Below are 23,575 nucleotides of genomic sequence, written 5' to 3' on the forward strand. Positions count from 1 at the left end.
TTCTTTTGTGTTTGCTAGCATTTTTTTAAGGTAAGCTTTACAAAAGCAAAAATTCCCGTAGGACGAGCAGTGTTGCTGTAACGAAATTTATCATTATGGAAAAGTGCCCTTTTGACTTATCAAAAAATCACCGACTCAACTTGCGAGTCAGTGATCTTCCTTCTAAAAATGTAATTGAAACACCGAAATCTCCGGCGGCACCCCCATGCGGGCATGGATCTTAGTCGTTCCCAGTCCAGTATTGACGTACAGTTGGGTATGATCGCTTAGCTCATACAGTCCCCGCACATACTTTTCTGCCAAGACATTTTTGACTTCCACAAAAGGCAGGCGTACCTGTCCGCCATGACTGTGACCAGCTAGAATCAATTGTGTATTGGTTCCGATAAAGCCATCTGCCACATCCGGTTCGTGGGTCAGCATAATCGAATAATCATAGCCTTGACGATAAGCTAGCGCCTCATCGATGGAGGGGTTGCCCAACAAGGAATCATCCAGTCCACCAATAAAGACCTGCTTGCCATTTGCCAGCGAGATGGTCTCTCCGGCATTTTTCAACACTTCGAAGTTCGCTGCATTCATCACCTGTTCATACACTCGTGAAGCCCCGCCGCCATAATCGTGATTGCCCCAAACCGCATACTTGCCGATTGTTGCCTTCATCTCACTTAGTTTGTTGATAATTTCCTGCTCGTGATTGTATTGGGAATAGTTGTCAAACAAATCGCCAGTAAAAACGATAATGTCAGGATTTTCCTTATTGACCTTACGAATTACCTTGTCCAAACGGTTAGTAGCATAGCTTTCCGACACTTGAATATCGGAAAGCTGAACCACTTTTAATTCCTCTGGCTTCGACTGATCCCCTAGATGCAGGCGGTGAACAATCGCCAGATTCGGTTCAATCTTAAAGGCATAAACCGGCACAAACAGCAGGAGCAACACAATCCCTAATAAAATTTTTTTCAGCATGTCTTCCCTGCTTTCTTTGATTTATTGATTTTCAATCACCGTTTGCTTGCCGTGATTGGTAATTAAAGCGGTATGAGGTTGCAATGTTTCACCATTTACAGTTTGCGCCTGATCAGAAAAATTGGCTATGACCGACAAGTCCTTGCCGTAATTGGTTTCTTGCACCAATTTATCTTCGGTTAAATAATTGAAGTCGGTCATTTCTTGGTTAATCGCTGCTTTTTGGAAAGTTTCCCAGTTTTTGCCGTTGGTTACTAGGTCCTGTTTACGCTCGTTCCAAGTCGCTGCATCCAAATGCACCAATGGCGGCACATTGTACAAATATTCCTTCAAGCGGCGATTTTGCACTTCGTCTTGAATTTTGTAACTGTCCCATTCCCAGTGATGAGTAGTAATCACGGATTCGTTGTAGACCAATTTGTACAAGGGTAGGCTGTAAACTGGATCAATCGTAGTAGCTTTGTATTCGTCCTTAATTGGTACCTGTTTTGAATAACGCTCAGGAATGTCGTCACCTAATGCTGCATAGCCACCGACATAATACGGACTTTCTTTGTTTTCCCGCATATCGGGATCACTCCAAGCAATCACTGGGGTTTCCAAGCCATGAGCAAATACCATCCCTTGATTAAAGTAATCATTTCCCGTTTCAGTCCCGATCACTAGACCTTTTTCCGCCATTCCAGCTGCGCGTTTCAGGCGTGCTTGAACATCTTCCGTCATTGAAGTTAGGTGCTCGGGACTGAAGTCATTATAAATTTCCCCCGCCGCATCAGTATCTAAGAACCACGTATTAAAAGGAACTTCCTTAGAAGTCGTTGATTTCATACGATACTGCCATTCATCATCGATCAAGGTTTGGTTCACCTTGCGACCTTTGCCTAAGAAGCCAGAAACATACTCTCCAGATGGCTTCATGATGGTTTTGTTGTTATAAACATCTTCATTGTTCTTAAAACCGGCTGTGTTCCAATCAATTGATGGCGTTTCGTGAATCGATTGATACGAATCATAAGGCCCGATCAAATAGCCATCTTTTTTGGCAGTTTGAACAAATTGTGGATTAATTAAGCCTTGATTCCAATTTGCTAGACCGATCCACGCATGGTTGATCCCGCTAGCTTTCATATCATTCATCACCTCAGAACTAGTACTTTGTCCCCACTGATCCAACGCCACGGTACTGTCTTTCAATTCACCCTTCAACAACTGCTTGTTAATGGCAAAGCGTTTTTCCGTCGGCATGTCATCCTTAGTTTTTTCCAAGTATTCCTGATCCTTTTGATTCAACGCCGGAAGGACTTCTGTATCGTAAAAATCAGGATAAGCCAAAACGGTGTTCAGCCCCGTTAGGACGGTATTCTTTTCATATTTGTAAGCTTCTCCGTTGTTCAATGCGGCAATCGCATTATCAAACTCGGTACGACCATCTTCTGAATAGCGCTCCAGCAAATCACCCACATGCTGATATAATTTCTGATGATCCTCTTTTTGCAACTTTTGCCACTTCACATCATCCGTCGTTAAAATCCGACTTTGCCAGAAATAGATGTGGGGTGCGCCGATCAGCTTGTTTACTTCTGGCGTGGTTTTTGCCTTATCTGCCAATGAAGTAAATTGCTTGTTCTCAATCCGGTTCTTTTGATAAAGCTTCGCTACTGCCACTGGATCATTGTCGGACAAGTAAATATCGTACTTTTGCGCATCTTTCCGGTTGAAGCGATTCAGCGAAGTCTTCAATTGAAAATCAAGCGTCGGTGTTGTCGTATCTTCTTCCAACTCTTTGTTAAAGTTGTCTTCCATCACAACAGTTGCCGCAGTATTATCCTGCACCGCTGATAGAAAAGACATAGAGAAACTTTCATTTAAATCCAATGCGTCATTTTCTTGGAAATAGCTTTGCCAGCTAGCATTATCGGCTGGAATGCTTTTCCCTTCACCAATCGGTAAATAATAGGTGTCCCCTTGAATCTTCGGAAAATCAATTTCTTCTACCTCATCTGATTGCGGGGTCATTTCAACTTGTAAATGATCGTCTTGTTTTTCTACCTTCACTTGAATGCCTTTATCTGGGTAGGCCCAGGAAATGGCATCCTTTGATTTTTTAACGTTTGCTACAGCGGCGCCTTGATTACCGGAAAAAGTGAACTCATGTCCTTTTGAACGCAAGGTAATTTGGAAGGTCTCAGGATCAATCTCAAAATCAAAATCCTTGATACTGTATTTCTCGTCTTCTTTTACTACTTTTTTTGCGTCAAATTTTAAGGCCACCGGAGTCGAATCCGCCTGTCCATGCTTTTTTTGATGCGCAGCCAAAGCTGCTAAAGTTCCCCCCGAAAAAAGCAAGGCGGCAGCTAAACTGCCGATGATTAGTTTCTTTTTCGTTTTATTGTTCATGTATTATTCCTCCTGTTTCGTTGTTGCTGATTCACAACACATTTCATCTACAAACAGAAGAATACAAAACAATTATGCAAAACTTGTGCAAAATTCAAAAGAAGTATCAAGTTTTCATTTGCACACAGCGAACTCTTTTGAGGAATTGATTTTTCCAAGACCAGGAAAAATCAGTCTGATCGTCGTACGCATATCATCCTACTAGACGTTTCGTATTATTTTGTAGTTGGAATAATTGGTGGAATGTCTTCTATCTTCATAAACTGCGAAAAGCAAGACTGGCAGCTACCTCCCATTAGGGGATTCATTTTTCCAAGACCAGGAAAAATGAGTCTTATTTTCGTACGCATATCATCCTACTAGACGTTTCGTATTATTTTGTAGTTGGAATAATTGGTGGAATGTCTTCTATCTTCATAAACTGCGAAAAGTAGGAGTGACAAAAAAGCAGCCTCAATTAAGAAGCTGCTTTCCCCTTAACAGGCAAGGTCACACCTGCGATAAAATAGCCATTTTCCTGACGAAGGCTTAATTCGCCACCTAACGTTCTTAAGGACTGCTGCACAATCGACAATCCCAAGCCGGTCCCAGATAAATGATTGTTGCGGGAAGCCTCTCCCACTACAAAAGGCTCGGTCAATTGAGAGAATTGTTGATAAGACATCTCCGTAGCTTTATTTTGGAAGGCTAGTTGGTAGAAGTCGCCATGCTTTTCTCCTGTTACAGTCATCTGCTGGTCCAAGCTGTATTTCATTCCATTAGTCAGCAGATTCAGCAAAATCATTCCCATCAGCTGCTGATTCGTTTCCAGCTGGCAAGGCTCGATCTCAAGGGTGACTTGAAATCTCGGATCAATCAGCTGCTGCTGTTTCAATTCCTTTTCCACCAACCCTTGAATTTCCACTGGCTCCAGCTGAACATCCTCTTTCATTTGCTGGCTATAGACCAAAATATGCGTGACCAGTTCATTCATATCAGCTAGTTGCTGATCAATGTCTTGCAAAAAGGTCGGATTCTCTAAGCCCATCTGCTCACCATCCACTAATAGCTGCATCACCGAAAGTGGCGTTTTCAGTTCGTGGGCCAAATTAGAAGAAAAAGCCTTTAATTGATCGTTACGTTCCAGCATCTCGATTTCATGCTGCTGCAGCGAGCGTTTCATATAATTAATCGACTGGCTTAAACTGCCCAATTCATTATCCTCTTGAATATCCGAACCAGCAAAGTTTAGATTAGAAATATTCCGCGTCGCCTGCTCCAAACGCCCAATCGGTTTAATAATCTGGTTGCGTACCAGCAAAATAATCAAGCCAAACAACAAGATTAAAAATAAAATCGTCGTCGCCACTAAAATCGGCATCAAGGTCCGAATCGCCGCCTGAAAGTCTGGAATACTGGTACCAATCAAATAAAGCTGCTGACCTTCCACAAAGAAAATCGCATAGAAATCATTTCGTTGCTTGGACTGATTGTACAATCGTTGCACCGAGCGACCCGACTCCGCCGCGTCGAGCGTGGTAGCATCCACCCAAAAACGATTCAACGAAACCCCCGCTTGGCTCAACTGGAAAGTCAAGTCCGCATTCAATTCATCCTCCGAATTAAAACCGTCGCGATCCAAGGACACCACCACGATATCTTCAGCCAGCTGCTCTTTTTGTCCTTTTTGAATTAACTGATGTGCCTCTTTGACCGGCTGCTCCATTTTCCAATAGTAGTAGGTAGGAAAGCCCCAGCGATAAAAAAGGGTAAAAAACACAACAATCACAACAAAAATGATCCCCACTCGTTGAATAAAGCTGCGGGTTAAACTACTTTTTTGGTAATTCAAAACGATACCCCGTGCCGTAAACCGTCTGGATAAATTCTTTTCCCAGCTTATCCCGTAAGATGCGGATAAAACTATCTACGGTCCTTTCATCATTTTCGTGATCCAAACCCCAAACCGATAGTAAAATTTGTTCTCGCGTCAACGCCTGCCCTTGATTTTGGTACAGATAGTACAGCATATCATATTCTCGTTTGGTCAATGCCAATTCTTGGTCATGCAATAGCACCCGTTTTTCATTAGGCACGAACACTAGGGGTTGCTTGATATCCTGCTTAATCACACCTAATAATTTTGCCACCCGCACCAGCAATACCTTTGCATGAAACGGTTTAGCCAGATAATCATCGACTCCAGCTACCAAAGCCTCCACTTCATCTTCTGGCATATTTTTCGCCGTCAGCATTAAAATTTTAATGTTGCGCTCTCGCTTCATCGCCTGAGCCGCTTCCAGTCCGTTCACTTTTGGCATCATCCAGTCTAAAATCGCCAAATCAAACTTCTCTTCATAAAATTTCTCCAGCGCCTCTTCCCCATCACGGGCCTCCACCACCTGATAGCCTTCATTTTCCAAAAAGCGTTTCAGCAATTCCCGCATTTTATCTTCATCTTCGCATAATAATAGCTTCATATCTAAAAATCCTTTCCGCCCATTTGGCAGTAAATCCCCACCTATTATACGCAACGAATTGCTTTTTTCTATCAAATTAGCACTTTTTAACGATTTCTAAGGCTTTTTCTTACGCAATAAAAAAGGCTTTGCAACCCTCACTCAGCTCTAGAGCATTAAGCAAGTTTGAAAAGCCAGCCATCGTTAACATTGGTATTGTAAGCATTCCAATGGTGGAAAATTTACGCTTTTTTCATAGATGACAACCAAGCTGCCTCAAACGACAGCCTAAATTTGAAACGTCGAATTTTCTTTGGTTAGTTGCGTCATTTCAACAGTCACGCCAAAATAGTTTTCAAGTAATTTTTTCAATTCAGCAGCTGCTTCATTCCCGAAAGCAGCCTGCTCCTGATTAATTCCTTCAATGAAAAAGACCGCATTTTGAGTATCTTCTGTCAGCATCGTTCGCTGGGCTTCCCGCCAGTTAAGACACCGACAAACTGCCCCTTCGTCATCGTAGTAAATAATCTCTCCTTCAAGTGCCGGTGCATCTTTTTCTGCCCCCAGTGGAAAGAATGACTCGCCACCCTTGGCTTGTCCTAAATGCAAATCTCCTTGCACTTTTTCCAGATCCTCTCCTCCGCAAGGAACCCCGTACTTCAAAGAAATGCTGTTATACACATCAACTAAAGGATTGATCGGCTGAAATTCGTGTCCTTGCTTCGCCCGCTTCAACAGCGCTTCAATTGAAGAACGTGCCCCCTTCTTCGTTTTAAACTGGCTGAAAGCCTTTCGCCACTGGACCACCACATCATTTTCACTGATTGGGTCCTTTTGTACAAATTGTTGCGCCTCTTCTGCTGCTTGGCTTAACAACTCCTTCAATGCATCCTCTTGTCCCGTTTGATAGTGATTATCGACACCATTAACAACTAACACATTTATTTGTCCTTTGGGAAACAACGCCCAAAATGCTGCATCAATGACTACTTTACTCATTCCATTCATCCTCCTTAGCTAGTACACCCGTTTATTGCCTTTTTTTACAAATTCCCAATCAGCACTGACATTTTCTCGTACCTTATTCAAATAATTTTCCAGCTGCTGAATTTCTGCCACCGTTAGTCCTGCTAATGCTGTCTGATTCGAATACTCATTTTCCCTAATGATGTGAGGATAAACCTCTTGGCCTTTCTCCGTTGCGTAAAGGTGCTTGATTTTCTTGTTTGTGTCATCTGCCAAGCGATCAATGAAGCCCTTTTCTTCCAAGCGCTTAATCGCTCGAGAAATCGTTGTACGATCTACCTTGATCAGCTCCGCCAGCTGCTCTTGGATAATCCCAGGATTCTCACAAATTCGTACCAAATACAAATACTGCCCCCGATTCAAGTCCATCTCTTTAAACTCACTATTACTGATAGAATCTAAAGCTCGTGCAATCATGCCAATCTCTCTCAACACATCCGCCATTTCTTCACCCTCTTAATCAGTCGTTGTTAGTTACTTTATCGCATTTTTGTTGCAAATGCAACAAAAAGGAATAATTTACCCTTTTCGTGAAGGATAAATTATTCCTTTTCTAAATCACCTAGCGTCCATTCTAGCTTGGCGGGTCCCAAATGAGGAAGGTCCACGCTAGTTCATAAAGTGGCTCCACGTCACTGTCTTGCTCATAAGCATTAAAAACGATTCGATATTCGCCGTTGAGGCTTTCGTCCAGCTGGTCTCTGAATTGGAGATTAAAGGGATTAGTGATCGCTGGATCAATTGTTAAATTGCTTAAATCATTTACAACGACATCCGACCAGTTAGCCATATTGATATATCCTTGCCCTACTTTTACCTGAAGAACCGGAACAATTTTTTCAATATTTTCTGCACTGAAAGTAATCGCCGCTTGTTGATCACTGCTTCTGTTATATACTAAACGATCCTTTGCAAGAGACTGTACTCTCAAACCATTTTGCTTAGCAGGGACAACTTGAAAAGCTAGCTTGTCTTGTGCCAGCACTTCCCCCATTAACGGATGTGTGCCCGAGTGGTCTCTTAATGCAGTAACTTGAACCTCGTATTCTTTAGTTGCCGCTATCGACTGAGCCTCAGTATAGATGGCCAACTGGTAAGGCATCTCGGTGAGACTTGAGATCGCTCCTACTTCATAGACAAATTGCAGTTCACCCTCGACATTTTTTGGTCGAATCAAACGTTGCGGGTTACTAGCATCCCGCATATCTCGCAGCAATACGCCTTGCGGCCAGTCGATTTGATTGTCGGTTCCTTTTTCATACAGTGCCAGACTCAATGCTAACGATTTGTTTTCATTGTAGCTATCCACCGCTGTTGCAACATCACTGAGTCCTAGCGTTCCCTTTAATTGAATCGGCTCATGTTCTTCGTAAGTACCCGCATCTAATGCTGGTGAACGATTTTCAATCCTGCGTTTGTTCTCAATCTTGAAGGGTTGATAATTCGTTTCCCAATCCTCGCCAAAGTCGAAAACTAAACCAATTGAGTCAGTCGCAGCAATCGCCGTATCTTTATTGGCAAAATTAAAAATGAATAGATAGGACAAATACTCAGCTTTTTTGCTATGCGCTTCAATCATCGCCAGTGTTAAGAATTCATTGTCAGAAGCATTGGTTCCCATTTTTTTAAACTGAGTTAAAGGAATCTTCGTTTGTTCACTAGCAGACTCATTTTTATAATAATAGTATTCTGGAGGTACGTTGGTCTCGGTGGACTGAATCTTCATCAAAATAGTGTCCCCAGCTGGCAGTGAACTTTTTAATTGATCTGTAGCAGTTACCGGAGTAAATTTTAAATAAATGTCATCCTCGGCTGGATTGTCAGGCCATCGTTCTGAAGCATGCTCATCAAACGCATATTGAAGAGTAAATGCCCCATTTTCCAACGTCGTGTTCGGATTATCGGCTGTATGAGTAAATTCCCGATAAACCTTGCCGGCCATTAAGGCTGTCTTAGCTTTAATCAAAGTTATGCGTCGATTAATGTTCAACACCACTTCAAATTCAATATCATCACTATCTTTGGAGGTGTAAACTAGTCTGACTTGCCTTGACTCTAATGTATCATTAATGTTATTTGCATTGTAAATTCGATAGCTCAAACTATTTGTCGCCGCCGTTTCCCCTAGTGCCAAATTCCCACTATTCATAGCGAGAATGAGATCCTTCAAGGCTGGATCAGCTTCATTTTCAATATCTGCTACATTGAGTCCATTCAAAAAGCCAAACGTGGTATTTCCGTAACTCGTCGAACTCTCTGCATTACTCTTAATATCAGTAATTGATGCTAAATTCACATTGGTAAAATTCGCATCAGTTAAGGCATTCAACTGCACATTAAACCGATTAACAAAGTTGGGTAAAGTTACTGTATCCGTCTTATTTCCCCCATCCGGATAGTCCGATTCATTGTACGCCCACAAATTAATCGTCCGTCTTTCAGGACGGTAACGAATACGCATGGTTTTTTCTACAGAAGTGCCAGGAAACTCATTTCTTGCTCCCCCCATCGTATAAGTCTGTGAGACATACGCTTTCCATGATGTTTTCTCGCCAGTAAGATCATAAAAGGCTTGCTCGTTACTTGGGCTGTACCCTAAAGACATAGTCGCCGTCATCTCTTCACCAAAGGGAATCCTGATACCTGTTGCTTCATTTGGCTGGGCAATAACTTTAATCATAGTGACTTTATCCAAATTATTTTCGACGCTTCTGTAATCCTCGTAACTAGCGTAGGTATTATCACCGTCAAAGTTTGATTGATTATTATTAAATTTCTTATCGGTATCCATTGAATATCCGACTTGATAATTCACTTCTTGTGAAGAAGTAATAGTCAATTTTTCTTTTAATGTTAATGAAAACTCTTGGAGCTGGTCGGGATCTGCCCATTCTGCGGTTACGCCCTTTTTAGCAATCGGCAGATAAAAGATAAACCGCCCACTGTTGTCAACGTAACCCGCTTGGCTAATATTTTTAAAATCAAAACTAGCTGAAAAAACAGTTGACTCCTTATCCAATATACCACCAGAAGTTGGGTTTTCTGGATCTTGAACATTGCTTGAGAGTCTAGTCCCCTCTTGTGAATCGTAGTGAAAATCTAGTTTGGGAGGATTGGTGTTAAAGACGCTTCCTAGCCTAGTTGATGCCAGTTTAGTAACACCACCTGTTGAATAAAATCTAGTCTTATCCGCACTTAAGCTTGAACCAATCCCCCACGCGTCGTCTACAAAATAATTCCCATAGCTTCCGCCTAAATAGGAAGCGTACTTTTGATCTGCGACAAATAACAATTCTCGATAGGCAATCGCTTCTGATCTGGCACTAATGTTCACTTTCATTTTATAGCTTATATTTATCGGGCCACCCACTAATTCACGCGCTTCAGTGAAATAGCCCATCCCTTTACTATTAGTCGGTTTTACATAATAGAGATTACTCCCATCTGCTAACCTCACCGGATCATCAATGGTAAAGTCAAGCTGTTGCCCCTCTTGTTCCAACTGGATAGACCCCCGATTTAAATCCAAGTCAATGGGCGTTCGAATTAAGAAAACCGGGTTAGGCGCATAGCTAGTTGCCGCATACGGATAAAAGCAGGAGAGTGCACTAGCAGATACGGTTACTTCTTTTCCCACATCTACACTGTCTGTTGATTCTTTAAGCAGCTTATTATTTTCATCAGTAATGGTCATTTTTTTAGTTGAATCATCCAAAAACAATCCCACATCTGAACCGTTTGAAGTTCGATCAATTAGAGTTGTCCTAACTTCACCGCTTAAAGTATTGCCATTATATCCAGCAGCCGGTGTTATCTCAAACCTTGCTTTGCCAGAAGTTCCAGCATTCACGAAGGTATGCCCATAAAATTGTCCACCCGATTCTCTGGGTCGGTCTTTATCGCCGCTGATATAAGACGAACTAACCTCCAATTCGTAAGACAGTTCTTTGATATAGTAATCCTTGATATCAAAATCGGCGGGGACCTCACTAGTGAACGTCCCATTTGCTAACATTTCTCGATTCACATAGTAATAGTATCGCTCATTCGTACCATAACCTAGCAGGTTCCGTTTGCTGCCGTCTGTTCGACTAATTTGAATGCCCTGATAGGCTTGACTCGGTGTTAAATCATACGTACCACGAACTAAACCATTGCCGGCAGGATCACCCTTTTTTTGCAGGACAAAATTGAACCCATACGTATAGTTGCGTGAAGCAGCCAGACTTCCGCCATAAGTTGAATTGACCGTCCAATATTGCACGGTCGTAACACCATATTCCCATGCATTCGTCGTATCAAATTGATAAGTAACTTGCGCTTTCCCCTCAGCTGGGGTCTCATTTCGCAACAATGCATAGCCTAATAAAGCAGATACGTCTGTTCCAGCAGTCGAAATTGTGGAATATGGGTTGGCTCGGCTGTGAAATTCAAATTTAAATGCATCGCCTGAAGTGATGGTAATACCCTGAGTAGAATCAGAAAGCGGTACAACTTTATTGTCTTCCATCGAACGATTTCCGTCTTCATCATAGGTATAGTTCCGCATTGTCCAACCTAAATTAGGGCGAGTATACAGAATCTGTTCCCCTACAGCAAAGGCCTGACCTGCAGCATTCGGTTGGCTCGGCAACCGGTAATGCATCTCTAAATTCAAGGCGCTCACTAAATACTCTTGCGTATCATCCACAAAAGAGTACGTCACAACGACTCTTCCATCTGCCAATGTTTCAGCAGAATATTTTAAGACAGGTACCCCACCATTCGACGTACTCGAGGTAATCCTCGCAATCCAAGCATCCATCTTTTCGGGTATCAAAGTTGCTGATAAGTACTGTCCGGTACTTATCTCCTTATAAGGTAAATATGCCTGATAGGAACTATTACTCATGTAGTAAGCATTGTTACTAGCATTTTCAGTATTATTTCGGACCCGCGTCTGCATGATTAACTGTAACTCTTCATCTAACGTCTGGGGGCCAGGAGTCGTTGTACTTGCATCCGGTCCGCGGGTGATCGTTACTAATTCTGCGGTACTAGGGATGATAAAATCATCCATTAGTAACGTTTTCACCGGTTGTTCGTCCTCCACTAATTGCACTTTTAGCGGCTGGTTTCGAGTTAAGCTGTCTCCTGAAACGCCTGTCCAAAAATTCGGACTATTCGTCGTTCCGTCTTCGTAGTTAGGTAGAAGATTTATTATGATTCCCAACGTATCTATTAAAGGCGAAATCTCGAAACTAACTGTTGCTCCAGTAATATACTCTTGTGAATAAGGATCAGTCCCATTCACAGGATCGACAAAAAGTGTTCGGTTAAAATTTGTATCAAGCTGGTAGGTAGCGGTCTCGTCCACTCCATCAACAGTGTAGCTGTAAATACTACTCGTAGTATTTACAAGATTATTCAGGTGATCCTTTCTAACTAGCACACCTCTAGGAATTTCCACCTTTATTTGTCGATTGGAAATAGTGCTTGTCGGTTGATAATTATTCAACTGTATCAGTAACTGATAGCCTTCATTTCTTAATACTCTCCAATCAACCGTTGCAGCCTCTGCCGCACTTTCGTCTCGAAGGTAAACTTCTGTTGCTCCCACACCTTGAACATAAGAATGAAACGCTTCGCTGGCATTTCTTACTGAATCAGCAGATGTTTGAGTTTGTTGCTGTACTAAAGAGGAATCCTCCGGTGCCTCCTCTTGCATCTGATTCTCATCATCCACTACTTCTTCCGACGACTCAACCGGATCACTTGTTGCCGGTACTTCATCAAGCTCTTCTACCGCTTCTATGTTAGGCTGCGCCGTGGATGCTCCCGTAGCTCCCACTTGCTGATCTGTTGGCAATGACGACTTGTCCCCTAAACGTGCTGAAGCATCCACAGTCTCAGTTTCAGCAGCTGCTACGGGTTCAATAAGCAATGTTGCGCCACTGACAACCGGTAAGATGACTAAAAGGCACACCAAAAAAAGAACCATCCTTTTCTTCATTTGTTTCAATTTAGCCACCCCCTTGTACGTCTATTACCTTAAATGCCTGTTCATAATTAATTTGGTTAGCACCAGTACCGTATTCGCTGTCTTCATTGTATTTCATTAAATAAAAGTCGATTGCTCCAGTATCGTTGATCGTTCCCAGCGAAATCTCTTTCGTATAAGGATCGGTGTTCGCTCCAGAATAATTATTGATCACTTTTTCATAAAAAAGCGGATTCGTTTGGTCTGGTACTACTTGTCCATCGTCCCAAATCAGCATAAGATTTCTACTTTCTTCTGCAGTAACGGACACTCTAACAAACGGACTATCTTGCGCATCCTTAACGGCTACCTTGAACCCAGTCGCTGCTTTTTCGACTCGGAATTTAGCGGTAATTTCCTGCACATAAGGTTTCGAAGCTTGAGCAGTGACGGTAACAATTCTGCTATCGACACCGTCTAAGAAATTTCTGTCTAATTCAATCTCAATCGTCGTCTCCCTGTGGTTTTCTTTGGTATCTGACGCTGGGAGAATCAACGAATCGGTTTTACCAGTTGTTGAATTGATGGGTCCTTCTTCATTGCGAAAGGTCGTGCCAGAATAATCGGTGCTCACTGTGTAGTGAATAGGTCGATTTGTAAACCGCTGACTGTCGGGATAATTTCTTAGTTCAAACTTAATTGTCTCTCCTGGTTCCCATTCAGAAACAATATAATCGTATTCGTCAGTTGAACTACTCGCCGCTTTTAACAAATCACTAGTAAAAAACATTTCAACTGCTTTAACTGGTTCGTCTTTGACTTGTCTGGATACATATTTTCCCCAATTATGAGTCCCAAACAAAAAGAGACTTGCAAGGAAGACACCCCCCACTAGGATCTGTATCATTCTATTGTTTTTTTTCACTATTTTTTTCATTGGTCTCACCTAATCTATCTGCTCTGCTTGGAGTTTTAAACGGACAGCCTTTAATTCATTCGCATGGCTTGCATCCTTGAAATCCTCTGGCCAACTTATTTTTAATAGATAGTTTTCTGTTTGAGCAGAACCAACTGACATGGTCCCTTCCACTTGCTTACTTGTGAAGTCGATGGATTGGTTACTTTTGGTCAATGTATACGTTAGCGGCAAAGAACCCATCTCTTCTAAATTAATAATATAGCGCATCGAAGTCTCGATCCTTTGCGTCCCCTTCCAATTAGAAACTTCAATCGGTATTTCTTTCGTTTCACCAGGTGCAATCTCTTCGTCTAATAAATTTACTGTTTTAAACCGATCGCCCAGAAAAAAGGCCACCCGAGCTGAATCATCGGTCGCAAATGTCGCATGGAATTTAGAATAAGTTAATACAACCAAGAAAGAAAAAGCCAAAATAGACAAACTAACTACCACAGCAATTTTGTAACGATGCTCTTTTAATCGATCTATCATGTGATACCACTCCTTCTTTCAATTCTTAACAATAAAATGGCCACTACGCAAAAATAATTACCCTTATTTGCTAATAAATTCTTTTAATCAAAATTATTTTTTCGCATATCGAACAATTATCCAGCGATATTCGCTAAATACTTTGCTATTTTATGTAATCTTTAATTCTATTTTACCATATTTCACGAATTATATTGGCTCATTCAGAATTATCATAATAGTAATTACCTTTTAAAACATCCTATTTTTTTTTATAATAGAAACAATCGTTTAACCTAAAAAAGAAACTTTTGATCACACTGCAACACCTGATCAGAAGTTTCTTTTTTTCTATTTTGCTGTTTTACTATTTCGCTTCATCATGTAACGGGTTAAATGCGCTATCAGGAGCAGGATAAATGGAATTATTCCGAGTATTATTAGTGGGCGAGGTAGCCAGCCAACCGGCGGAGTCATCCCTGCTGCGGCAAGAACTACTAATGAAACTCCACAAACATTGTAAAGAATCAAAATAGCTTTATTCACTTTATCAATCACTCTGTTCATCCTCCTTCACATTAGGAATACCATAGTAATTTCTGAAGTTCTGGGCATCTGCGAAATAATCAAGAATACTAGGTTTTGCTCGTCCGATTAATTTATCTACACTGGCTTTATAAAGTTTGCTCAACTCGACTAATTGATCAATGGCAGGATAGCTTTTATCCAATTCCCATTTTGAAATGGTTTGAGGCGTGACATGCAGAATGTTTGCCACTTGCTTTTGGGTCAATTTATTCTTTTCTCGAAAATACTTTAGCTGTGAACCAATTCTCAACATCGCTATCCCTCCTTCGCTTTAATTATAACCGATCTTAGAAAAACAAAGAAAGCTTTCCCCGCTCACAAATCTGTTGAAGTTACTTTTTTCTACTCAACGCTCCGTTGCAACCTTGATATGCTGGGCTTTTCCCTTTATTATCTATCTGCATAGACATGAGCCCGCCGATCTTCCATGATCCTTCCACTACCCAATGACAATTGCGTATCCTTGCCAAAATTAGAATATTCTACCTAGCAAATCTAGCAACCGTTTTTCCAAAACTAAAAAAGACCCCGTTTATGCTTCAGCTGATGATTCTAACCATTCGACAGTCCCCTTAGTGATCGCTACATACTCACACCAGCTATTTCTTTGAGCTCCATGCCAGTGTTTAATACCTTGATGAGTCACGACGGTATCCCCTGTTTTGAGTGTCTGAATGGCTTTGCCTTCTTCTTGATACAATCCGCTGCCTTTTTTGACTAACAAGACCTGGTACCCCTGTTTATGTACATGCCAATGGGTTCGACTCCCGGCATCATGGACAACATTTGCGATCCCTATATCAATCCTTGGATCATTCACTAGCTCATGCAAATAACTTTTGCCATCGAAAAACTGAGCAGCCAGCTCACTCACTTCAGCCAGTGAGATAAACAGTTCAGGTGATTTATTCATCATTTCCTTCATTTAGCATTCCTCTTTTCTATTTTTTCGCTTCAGTTCTTTCACTATAGCAGTTAACCTGAACGTTAAGTCAAACAAAAAAAGTTAGATTTAGCAGATATTCTGCTTCATCTAACTTTTTTGGCCGATCGTTTACTCAGTTTCAAAATTTGCTCGAATTAATGACAGATGAAAGTCTGAGATCGAAGGAAAAGCCTGGCAGGTAAAACTCGGTGTTGCTTGTCTTTCAGTAATTAAAACCGGTATAAAGCCTTGGTCTGCTGCTTTTTCTAGTCGTTCTGCTGAATTATCGATAAAATATTTGGTGCTTTGGTTAAATGAACGGTTTCGAAAAACTTCTTGGGCTGGTATGTAGAAATTCAAGGTTTCTTGAACCGTTTCGTCAGGTACTGTTTCCTCACTTAACAAAACCAACCCTGTTTCAAAATTCCTTCGCCTCAAATATTCCACCAGCTTTAGGCATTGCGTATCCATACATTGTTTCGCATCAGTAGGGACTAAAAAAATTTCTTCTGTTGCAAGTACTAGTTTCTCCATTACTACCACTCCTAATTTTGCCCTATTTTTAAAAGTGAAAAACCACTTATTCAGCACAAACAAATCATTAGTGAAAATATTCACAATTAAAATATTAATTGAATTATACGTGCATTTTAATTAGCTGTCAACTTATAGTAGCTCCCTGAGCCATTTATTGCAGTTTATGGCAAAAAAATAAGACAAATCTTTTTGGAAAGACTTGTCTTATTTCTATTATGCTTAATAAGAAATCCAAACCTCATTTACACCGGAACCTTTAGCAATTCCATCTGTCAACGCTAAGCGAGAAGAATAGGAAAGGTATCCATAGAACGTCTGTGTTCCGCCAACATCCCACTGAACATTGATTTGTACGTCTGGGCGAATAGATTTTGTATTAGGCATTGTATTTGGATACAACGCATTGGTTTCATAACTTAAGATGCTGCCACTTGCGCCAGCAATCGTTGCTTTCCCGAAATACTGCGTGCCATCGTAATTATTCTGAGTCACTCCACCATTGGCAGCAATAGTTAATGAGCTTTGTTTTTGGCCGCCTTGAGAATAATAGAAGGTATAAGTGTTCGCCCACTTAGCAAGATCACCAGCAAAACCACCATTTGAAACACTTGGCGTAGCTACATTTCCATTCCCTTGACTATTCATTTCTTTTTTCTTCTCATCTTGGATGCCGACATTATTTTCTTGAGTTAAATCTTGTACGGCTTCTCGAATCACGCTAAATTCGTCTTTAGAAAGATCACTAACTGGGATTGAAGCCAGCTTTAATGAAGAACCACGGTAGTCACCATTAATAGTCAGTTCTTTGGCCTCTTTTATTACTTGATCGTATTGAGAAAGCTCTTCTTCATCTACCTCAGACGTCTCTGTTGTTTCCTCAGTAGAAGAGTCCCGCGATGATAGCGTTGTTGACCGCGAGGATGCAGGCGCCGTGCTGTTATTATTCCCGTAAGAAGCAAAAAAGATTCCGCCGCCAACTAAGACTCCCAAGAGCACCACGATTCCAATGATCCAAGGAACTTTGCTGGTTTGCTTCGCTCGAGTTGCTTGCCTAACAGGTGTTGCCACCTCTGGTATATCTGTTTGACTATGATTTGTTGCAGTGCTTTCTTCTGTAAGTGAAGTAAATTTGTATCCACATTGCTCGCAAAATCCTGCATTTTTTTGATTCTCTGCTCCACAGTTTGGACAATATTTCATTTATACCACTCCCTTTTCTCACTAGTTCATCCTTATACCCAGATCAGATTATCTCAAAGCAATTAATGTAAAATCTCCAATCGCATTACGCATACCCTCACTGCTGATTACACCATTGGAAAGAACGACAATAGCAAATGGTTCATCTCCGGCTAAAACTAGCCCGATGTCATTTTCTACCCCTGAAAGTTCCCCTGTTTTATTCGCTACTGATATATCTGCTGGTAATTTACTTGGAATCTTCGTTCTAATTTGTTGCCCTTGCATCAATTCAAGCATTGATGCATACGGATACGTTTCCTTGTTCTGATAGACCTTCTTTAAAAACGCCATGGTATCATTTAAGGATGTGTAGTTTTCTTTTCCCATACTTATGGCTTGCTCATCCAGCATTTTTCGTTGGAGTTGCGTGTCCATATACCCAGAACTTTGGAAATAACTGTTCAACTGGTCCATTCCAACTTGATCGATAATGGCATTGGTTGCACTGTTATCACTATTTTGGATCATCCGTCTGGTCAATTCACCTAGCGGCTCACCATTAACCATTGTTTGCATATCCAGATTGTTTTCAAGTATATAAGACATAATGAAAACCTTTATGACACTAGCAGATGGCGTCGAAATCGAATTTTGGTTAGAAATATAGGCATCATCACTAAAATAATAAACCCCATAACTGACCTGAGCTGCATTAGCAAGCAACCCTGAATCATCTAAAATTTCGGCTTTTGGTTCTGGTGTTGCACTAGAAGATTCCGTACTTACTGTACTCTCGACTGTACTCTCGACTGATTCACTTTGAACGGAAGACGTTTCACTCGTCTCTTGACTCGTTTGGCTAGTTTCATCAACTACTTCTTTTTTGACTGATTGAGCCGTGACAGCTCTTTGTACCTGTCTCCCCTTCATCAGCTTCATGGTAGAAAAAGTGATAAAGCAAGTCACCAAAAATAAGATACCAAATATTAGTGCCCATCGCTGTCTGATTTTCTGCTGTTTTTTTCGATTAGATTTTCTCAATTTGTTTTTCCTTTTAAAATTTATTGACTAATGTGATTATATCAATAATACTTAGCTTATACAAATTAACACCTATTTATTTTTCCAACCTTTTTTGTTATTGTTAGAAACGGAAGGGAAACGGAGCTTAGGTGAGTAAACAGGAGTAAATAAACTAGTTAGGGTGGAGAAAATGAAATATTGTCCAAATTGCGGCACGGAGTTAAACACAGATGCAAAGTTTTGTCCTAAATGTGGATTTAACTTAACAAACGGAACACCAGCGAGTGATGAGCCATTGGATGTGCGGTTAGCCAATCGCATCAACCAAATGAAAACCGATGATGAATTTGAATTGCAGCTTGAAAAAGCCGAAGGAATGAACATCACGCGCGCTGAAATAAAGTTACGGGCGCAAGAAAAATTATCTGGCAGATACGGTGAATGGTGTAAAACAATTATCTTATTCCTTGTAGCACAATTCATAGCCAATTTTCTATTACGACTTGCTTCCTTGCGGTTCATGGCAGGCGGTTTCTATAGCTTGCTGACTAATTTGCTTTACGGGTATGGGTATGACTATGGCTATGGGTATTCAAACTATGGATACATGAATCCCTATGCAGGATTTTCACGCTTTTTATGGTTCCTTTTGATGATTTTAGCGATTGTTGTTATCTTCTTAATTTCCGCTTTATTCAGTGCTGTTTTACAGTGGTGTGCGATTCATACCTTGAGAGGGCAACGAGCGGATGGTGTGAAGATTTTTTCTTACTTTGTAAGAGCACAAAAAAACAGAATTTTAAAAGCCAATGTATTAATTGCTATTTATACTTTTTTATGGTCATTGCTTTTTGTTATTCCTGGTATTATTAAGAGCGCCGCTTATGCGATGACGAACTTTTTATTAGAAAAAAATCCCGACTTAACTGCATCAGAAGCCATTACTTTGAGTCGTGAAATCATGTACGGCTACAAAGTTGAATTTCTGATTCTACGCTGTTCCTTCTTTTTCTGGAACTTAATAAGCATCTTCCAAGTGACTAATTTCTATGTCCTTCCTTATCAAAATGTTACAGAGATTCAATTCTTGGAAATGCTTTACGATCATTATGTAGAAACAAATATGATCGCAGAATAGACGAAAGAGGCTGTGACATAAACCGTCATAGCCTCTTTTCATTTGTATAAAGTATCAGTTTTCACAACACGGAGTGCGTTTACACAATCTTGCTTATGTTACTCCTCCAACAGATAATGCAACATCCGCTGATAATCATCATAAAACAGCTTCGTCTCTTTGTAAGCCATCGTTTCCTCCAGCGGAAGCTCTTCAATTCCCTCTTTAGAAAATTGATAGATCACCGAATTAGGATAGGACATAATAATCGGTGAATGGGTGGCAATAATAATTTGCGCACCGCCCTTGACCAAGCGGTGCATCTCCTGCAACAGGGCGAATTGCCGACTAGTAGCCAATCCCGCTTCCGGCTCATCCAATAGATAAAAACCTTGATCTCCAAAGCGATTTTCAATAATTGCCAATAAACCTTCTCCGTGGGAGCGGGTATGTAGCGGCTGATGTCCATAAGAAGCATGGGCTAGCGATCCCTGAATCAAATCACGCCCCAACTCCTCTAATTCAGAAGCCACATTATAATAGGTTTCCGAACGCAAAAAGAACTTTGTCTGCGGAATATCACCTTTACGAATTAAGCGGACATGCTCGTGCAATTCAGAATGACTCTCCACGGTAGAAAAATTGAAATTCTGACTACCGCCTTCTGGGTTAATCCCATAAGCTACCGCAATCGCTTCTAGAATAGTCGACTTACCAGTGCCGTTGTCGCCGGACAAAAAAGTGACCGGTGCCGTGAATGGCAATCGGCCGTCTTGTTTAAGAATCGCTTGAATCGCCAACACTTCATAAGGGTAACCGATTTTAGGCATCGTCTTGGCTAATTGCATCTCGAAAACAAACATCGCTTCTCCTTTGTTAATCGTTTGCTTCAATCATACAAGCTGACCGCTATTAAGACAAGAACATCTCAACGGCGGCCAACCAAAATTTTCCTTTATTTATACTTGCAGAAGCTTCCTCATTCGCTTATAAGAGTAGCGATAGATAAGGAAAATGTAGATGCACACTACACCCGTTATCAAGACATCAATTCCAAAAGCGATCCTTTCTGAACCAACAATTGTCCGGTCATTGCCCCAGAAAATCAATACAGTGAACAGCAGCATCGCCACCGCTCCAATCACGGTCGGATAAACAAAAATCTTCGTCAATTGAGAGTTAATCGTTCTACGAATGTACTGGTTATTTGCCCCCAGCTTGGTTAAATCATCAAAGAGCTGTCGGTTATTAATGGCAATCGTAATACTGCGGGTGTAAGCAATAATACCCACAGCTGCCAGACAAATCGTCGCAACGTAGATAAATAGTAAGAAGAACACTGCCTGATCCCGCAAAAAGTTTTGCTTAACAATCGTTTTGATGGTTGGATAGTATTTCCAATAACTCATCAAGTCGGGATTATCGGGATAAAGTTCGATCGGCATATCCCCATCGTGAGATTCATTAGTAAGCTGTGCTTGTTCCGCTTGGTAGTCATCATACCCAGTTACTCGAGCCATTTCTGCCGGTGCCTTAGCAATAAATTCACTGAAAACAGCTTGAGCAAAAGCCTGTTTTGCATCAGATTCTGTTACATTGAACATTACTTGCTTTAATTGATGTTCCACCGGCAAATCCGCTGCAATTTGAGCAAAATCAGTATCGTTTAAAACATAACGGGGCGCACCCGCAAAATACAGTTGTCTATTCAGTTGCGATCCAGCAAAACTAAGCTTGAAGGTTTCATCGGTCACCGGATTAGTCACTTGATCCATGTCATCGAACTTTGACCAAAAACCTTCTGGACCATTAACCACAGTGTAATAACCACCTTGTGGCACAGTCAGCTTCTCCCCTGTAATTTTTTCATACTCGGTAGCACTAATGAATTCACCGTATTTGAATTTTTCGTGATAGTCTTCGATTAATTCGCCATCGTCCGTCCAGTCACGTTCGATCCCACTGATAAGCAGCTGAGGAAAATTCACTTCCGTATAATTCGTTACCTCCACATCATGCTCATCGGCTAAACGCTGGATATCCGCTTGGTCCACTTGATTGATTGAAGCTGGATAAGGTATGGAAAAATCCACCGGGCTGTCGTCAATATCCCAGAACATAGTGGAATTCATCGGCACATAAAATAATGCGAAGAGACTTGCCAATACTAGTAAAGCCATGACACACATGTTGCGCACTGTTTGTTTCCCCTGCGACTTCATCATACTGAAGGGAATAATGTTTTTGTAGTATTTTTGCGGTCGTCTCCCTCGTTCGTGATGAGAAATCAAATAAGTCACTAGACGATAAATCCCCACAATCGAAATCAAGTAAGTAGCACTCCAAATCGCCGGCATTTGCATGTTGAAGTTATTGGCTGTAATCGATGGAACAACATAACCTAGCAAGAGCCCAACGACTGTCATAACCAATCCAGTTAAACCGTAAAACTTCGTCACCTCTTGAATTGGTTCGTTTTTCCGCTGATCATTTAAGATATCCATTAGATTACTGCGTTTCATAAATACACAAGCCATTACCAAGATGCAAAGCCCAAGCGCTAAAGCAAATAGTACGCCAATAATCGAACCTGTTAGGGCAAACTGATACGCCATCTGCTCCGTATCAATAACTAATAAACGGAACAACTGCCACACAACAAATGAGGTAATATTCCCTAAAATAATTCCACAAAAGCTGCAAGCTGCCCATATTTTTGCCAGCTCTTTATAAAAAGTTTTCGCCAATACTCTTTTAGAAGCACCCAACGCTAAGAATACGCCCGTCTCACGACTTTTGTATTTAAAAAATAATCCGGTCGCATAAATTGCGAACATCAAACAGCCGATTAAGGCAATCGCAAAAATCATATAAATCTGCTTGCGAGAATCTCCGCCCGGCGGTAAGACCTTTTGAACGGTGGGACTAAAAAGGGTTGCCGCATAGGAGGTAATCAAAAGGACCGCAAAGCCTAAACAAAAAACTAACTGAACGTAGTTGCTGCGATTATAACGTCGCAGCTTATTGAAAACTTTATCCATGTTCATGGTTTTCGCCCCCATTCAACTCTTTCAATACTAACAACAGCTCATCATGAAAGACTGTCGGTTCACCCGAGCGTACCATTTCCTTAAAAATATTGCCGTCTTTCATCACGATTACCCGATCGCAATAGCTGGCTGAAAAACTATCATGGGTAACCATACAGATGGTTGCGCCCAGTTCTAGCTTTGCCTCGGAAAAAGCGTTAATAACTGCTGCACTTGATTTGCTGTCCAGATTCCCAGTTGGCTCATCGGCCAAAATCAACAATGGATTGTTCATTAATGCTCTGGCAACTGCCGTCCGCTGTTTTTGACCACCTGATATTTCTACCGGATATTTGTCACCAACTTCACTAATCCCAAACATATCTAGCAGCTTCTTTGCCCGAGTTTCCATTTTCTTATATGGAGCATTTTTAATGATTTTTGGTAGACAAACATTTTCAAAAATTGTTAAACCATCTAGCAACATAAAGTCTTGGAAGACAAAGCCCAGTTTTTCATTACGAACTTCGGCCATCTGTTCCTCTTTTAGTGCTGCGATCTTCGTACCATTTAACAAAATCTCGCCTTTTTCATAAGGAATAAAACAAGAAATACAATTCAGTAAGGTCGTTTTCCCGCTACCGGACGATCCCATAATCCCAACAAATTCCCCTTTACGAATCGTGAACGAAACATCCTTTAACACTTCATAAGTGACATTCCCGCTTTGGTAGCTTTTATATAAGTGCTTAACTTGTAACATAATAACTCCTCCTCATTTTTGCAGCTCTATCTTTACCTTAATGATAGAAGAATTTGCATCAGCAAAACAGACACTCAGATGTAAACTTTGACCTGATTTTTGTAAAGTTTTGTTAGTGTTTTATGATAGAATAATAAGAAAGAACTCACAAACCAGCGAACATGCCGGCGTTGTGAAGTCTCACCCAAAA

General features: G+C 41.1%; 19 protein-coding genes. 1 reads left to right on the forward strand and 18 read right to left on the reverse strand.

Translation table 11 applies throughout. The features are described 5' to 3' along the window. Positions 1-162: 162 nt before the first annotated feature. From IGI42_RS06765 to IGI42_RS06835, 15 genes are all read right to left on the reverse strand, one after another. Positions 163-972, reverse strand: coding sequence for a metallophosphoesterase (locus tag IGI42_RS06765; protein WP_438715066.1), 810 nt, complete (start codon positions 970-972; stop codon positions 163-165). A gap of 21 nt (positions 973-993) precedes the next feature. Further along, the gene (locus IGI42_RS06770; protein WP_438715067.1) at positions 994-3,369 is read right to left on the reverse strand and encodes a glycoside hydrolase; all 2,376 of its coding nucleotides are present in this window, start codon (positions 3,367-3,369) and stop codon (positions 994-996) included. 457 nt (positions 3,370-3,826) lie between these two features. Continuing rightward, positions 3,827-5,200 (reverse strand): sensor histidine kinase, encoded by a 1,374-nt coding sequence (locus IGI42_RS06775; RefSeq protein ID WP_438715068.1) that lies wholly within the window; start codon positions 5,198-5,200, stop codon positions 3,827-3,829. Continuing rightward, positions 5,181-5,828: a response regulator transcription factor gene (locus IGI42_RS06780; protein ID WP_438715070.1), complete on the reverse strand. Its 648-nt coding sequence runs from the start codon at positions 5,826-5,828 to the stop codon at positions 5,181-5,183. Before IGI42_RS06780 ends, IGI42_RS06775 begins: the two co-directional genes overlap by 20 nt. Before the next feature lie 267 nt (positions 5,829-6,095). Then, positions 6,096-6,806, reverse strand: coding sequence for a B3/B4 domain-containing protein (locus tag IGI42_RS06785; protein ID WP_438715071.1), 711 nt, complete (start codon positions 6,804-6,806; stop codon positions 6,096-6,098). Between the two features lie 18 nt (positions 6,807-6,824). Continuing rightward, the gene (locus IGI42_RS06790; RefSeq protein WP_438715072.1) at positions 6,825-7,277 is read right to left on the reverse strand and encodes a MarR family winged helix-turn-helix transcriptional regulator; all 453 of its coding nucleotides are present in this window, start codon (positions 7,275-7,277) and stop codon (positions 6,825-6,827) included. Between the two features lie 130 nt (positions 7,278-7,407). Next, positions 7,408-12,834 carry a hypothetical protein gene (locus IGI42_RS06795; protein WP_438715073.1) on the reverse strand — a complete coding sequence of 1,809 codons (5,427 nt, stop codon included), beginning with the start codon at positions 12,832-12,834 and terminating at the stop codon, positions 7,408-7,410. A 1-nt stretch (position 12,835) separates the two neighbouring features. Beyond that, entirely contained in the window at positions 12,836-13,729 is an 894-nt protein-coding gene (locus tag IGI42_RS06800) for a hypothetical protein (protein WP_438715074.1), read from the reverse strand. 9 nt (positions 13,730-13,738) lie between these two features. Then, a complete protein-coding gene (locus IGI42_RS06805; protein WP_438715075.1) occupies positions 13,739-14,242 on the reverse strand; it encodes a hypothetical protein in 504 nt (167 codons plus the stop codon). A gap of 330 nt (positions 14,243-14,572) precedes the next feature. Beyond that, positions 14,573-14,779, reverse strand: a complete 207-nt coding sequence (locus IGI42_RS06810; RefSeq protein WP_438715076.1) for a hypothetical protein — start codon at positions 14,777-14,779, stop codon at positions 14,573-14,575. Further along, positions 14,772-15,062 (reverse strand): helix-turn-helix domain-containing protein, encoded by a 291-nt coding sequence (locus tag IGI42_RS06815; RefSeq protein ID WP_438715077.1) that lies wholly within the window; start codon positions 15,060-15,062, stop codon positions 14,772-14,774. The genes IGI42_RS06810 and IGI42_RS06815 overlap by 8 nt, the downstream gene beginning before the upstream one ends. Positions 15,063-15,341: 279 nt before the next feature. Beyond that, complete coding sequence (locus IGI42_RS06820; RefSeq protein WP_438717021.1) at positions 15,342-15,725, reverse strand: cupin domain-containing protein; 384 nt, start codon at positions 15,723-15,725, stop codon at positions 15,342-15,344. 138 nt (positions 15,726-15,863) lie between these two features. After that, positions 15,864-16,268: a hypothetical protein gene (locus IGI42_RS06825; protein WP_438715078.1), complete on the reverse strand. Its 405-nt coding sequence runs from the start codon at positions 16,266-16,268 to the stop codon at positions 15,864-15,866. Positions 16,269-16,490: 222 nt separating this feature from the next. Beyond that, positions 16,491-17,471, reverse strand: a complete 981-nt coding sequence (locus IGI42_RS06830; RefSeq protein WP_438715079.1) for a zinc-ribbon domain-containing protein — start codon at positions 17,469-17,471, stop codon at positions 16,491-16,493. A gap of 48 nt (positions 17,472-17,519) precedes the next feature. Then, positions 17,520-18,494 (reverse strand): serine hydrolase, encoded by a 975-nt coding sequence (locus tag IGI42_RS06835; protein ID WP_438715080.1) that lies wholly within the window; start codon positions 18,492-18,494, stop codon positions 17,520-17,522. 172 nt (positions 18,495-18,666) lie between these two features. Between IGI42_RS06835 and IGI42_RS06840 the strand changes: the two genes are divergently transcribed. Beyond that, on the forward strand, positions 18,667-19,614 hold the full coding sequence (locus tag IGI42_RS06840; RefSeq protein WP_438715081.1) for a DUF975 family protein: 948 nt from the start codon (positions 18,667-18,669) through the stop codon (positions 19,612-19,614). Between the two features lie 98 nt (positions 19,615-19,712). Here IGI42_RS06840 and IGI42_RS06845 read toward each other — a convergent pair whose 3' ends face one another. The 3 genes from IGI42_RS06845 to IGI42_RS06855 all read right to left on the reverse strand — a co-directional run bounded on the left by IGI42_RS06845 (position 19,713) and on the right by IGI42_RS06855 (position 23,385). Then, complete coding sequence (locus IGI42_RS06845; RefSeq protein WP_438715082.1) at positions 19,713-20,456, reverse strand: AAA family ATPase; 744 nt, start codon at positions 20,454-20,456, stop codon at positions 19,713-19,715. 96 nt (positions 20,457-20,552) lie between these two features. Beyond that, a complete protein-coding gene (locus IGI42_RS06850; RefSeq protein ID WP_438715083.1) occupies positions 20,553-22,640 on the reverse strand; it encodes an FtsX-like permease family protein in 2,088 nt (695 codons plus the stop codon). Then, positions 22,627-23,385, reverse strand: a complete 759-nt coding sequence (locus tag IGI42_RS06855; RefSeq protein ID WP_438715084.1) for an ABC transporter ATP-binding protein — start codon at positions 23,383-23,385, stop codon at positions 22,627-22,629. Before IGI42_RS06855 ends, IGI42_RS06850 begins: the two co-directional genes overlap by 14 nt. Between the last annotated feature and the right edge of the window lie 190 nt (positions 23,386-23,575).

Source organism: Enterococcus sp. AZ109, assembly GCF_051714625.1.
In the GTDB taxonomy this organism is placed as follows: Bacteria; Bacillota; Bacilli; order Lactobacillales; family Enterococcaceae; genus Enterococcus_A.

Coding starts and splice junctions, on each gene's coding strand:
- IGI42_RS06765 (WP_438715066.1), bottom strand. CDS start 972: ATGCTGAAAAAAATTTTATTAGGGATTGTGTTGCTCCTGCTGTTTGTG.
- IGI42_RS06770 (WP_438715067.1), bottom strand. CDS start 3,369: ATGAACAATAAAACGAAAAAGAAACTAATCATCGGCAGTTTAGCTGCC.
- IGI42_RS06780 (WP_438715070.1), bottom strand. CDS start 5,828: ATGAAGCTATTATTATGCGAAGATGAAGATAAAATGCGGGAATTGCTG.
- IGI42_RS06785 (WP_438715071.1), bottom strand. CDS start 6,806: ATGAGTAAAGTAGTCATTGATGCAGCATTTTGGGCGTTGTTTCCCAAA.
- IGI42_RS06790 (WP_438715072.1), bottom strand. CDS start 7,277: ATGGCGGATGTGTTGAGAGAGATTGGCATGATTGCACGAGCTTTAGAT.
- IGI42_RS06800 (WP_438715074.1), bottom strand. CDS start 13,729: ATGAAAAAAATAGTGAAAAAAAACAATAGAATGATACAGATCCTAGTG.
- IGI42_RS06805 (WP_438715075.1), bottom strand. CDS start 14,242: ATGATAGATCGATTAAAAGAGCATCGTTACAAAATTGCTGTGGTAGTT.
- IGI42_RS06815 (WP_438715077.1), bottom strand. CDS start 15,062: ATGTTGAGAATTGGTTCACAGCTAAAGTATTTTCGAGAAAAGAATAAA.
- IGI42_RS06820 (WP_438717021.1), bottom strand. CDS start 15,725: ATGATGAATAAATCACCTGAACTGTTTATCTCACTGGCTGAAGTGAGT.
- IGI42_RS06825 (WP_438715078.1), bottom strand. CDS start 16,268: ATGGAGAAACTAGTACTTGCAACAGAAGAAATTTTTTTAGTCCCTACT.
- IGI42_RS06830 (WP_438715079.1), bottom strand. CDS start 17,471: ATGAAATATTGTCCAAACTGTGGAGCAGAGAATCAAAAAAATGCAGGA.
- IGI42_RS06840 (WP_438715081.1), top strand. CDS start 18,667: ATGAAATATTGTCCAAATTGCGGCACGGAGTTAAACACAGATGCAAAG.
- IGI42_RS06845 (WP_438715082.1), bottom strand. CDS start 20,456: ATGTTTGTTTTCGAGATGCAATTAGCCAAGACGATGCCTAAAATCGGT.
- IGI42_RS06850 (WP_438715083.1), bottom strand. CDS start 22,640: ATGAACATGGATAAAGTTTTCAATAAGCTGCGACGTTATAATCGCAGC.
- IGI42_RS06855 (WP_438715084.1), bottom strand. CDS start 23,385: ATGTTACAAGTTAAGCACTTATATAAAAGCTACCAAAGCGGGAATGTC.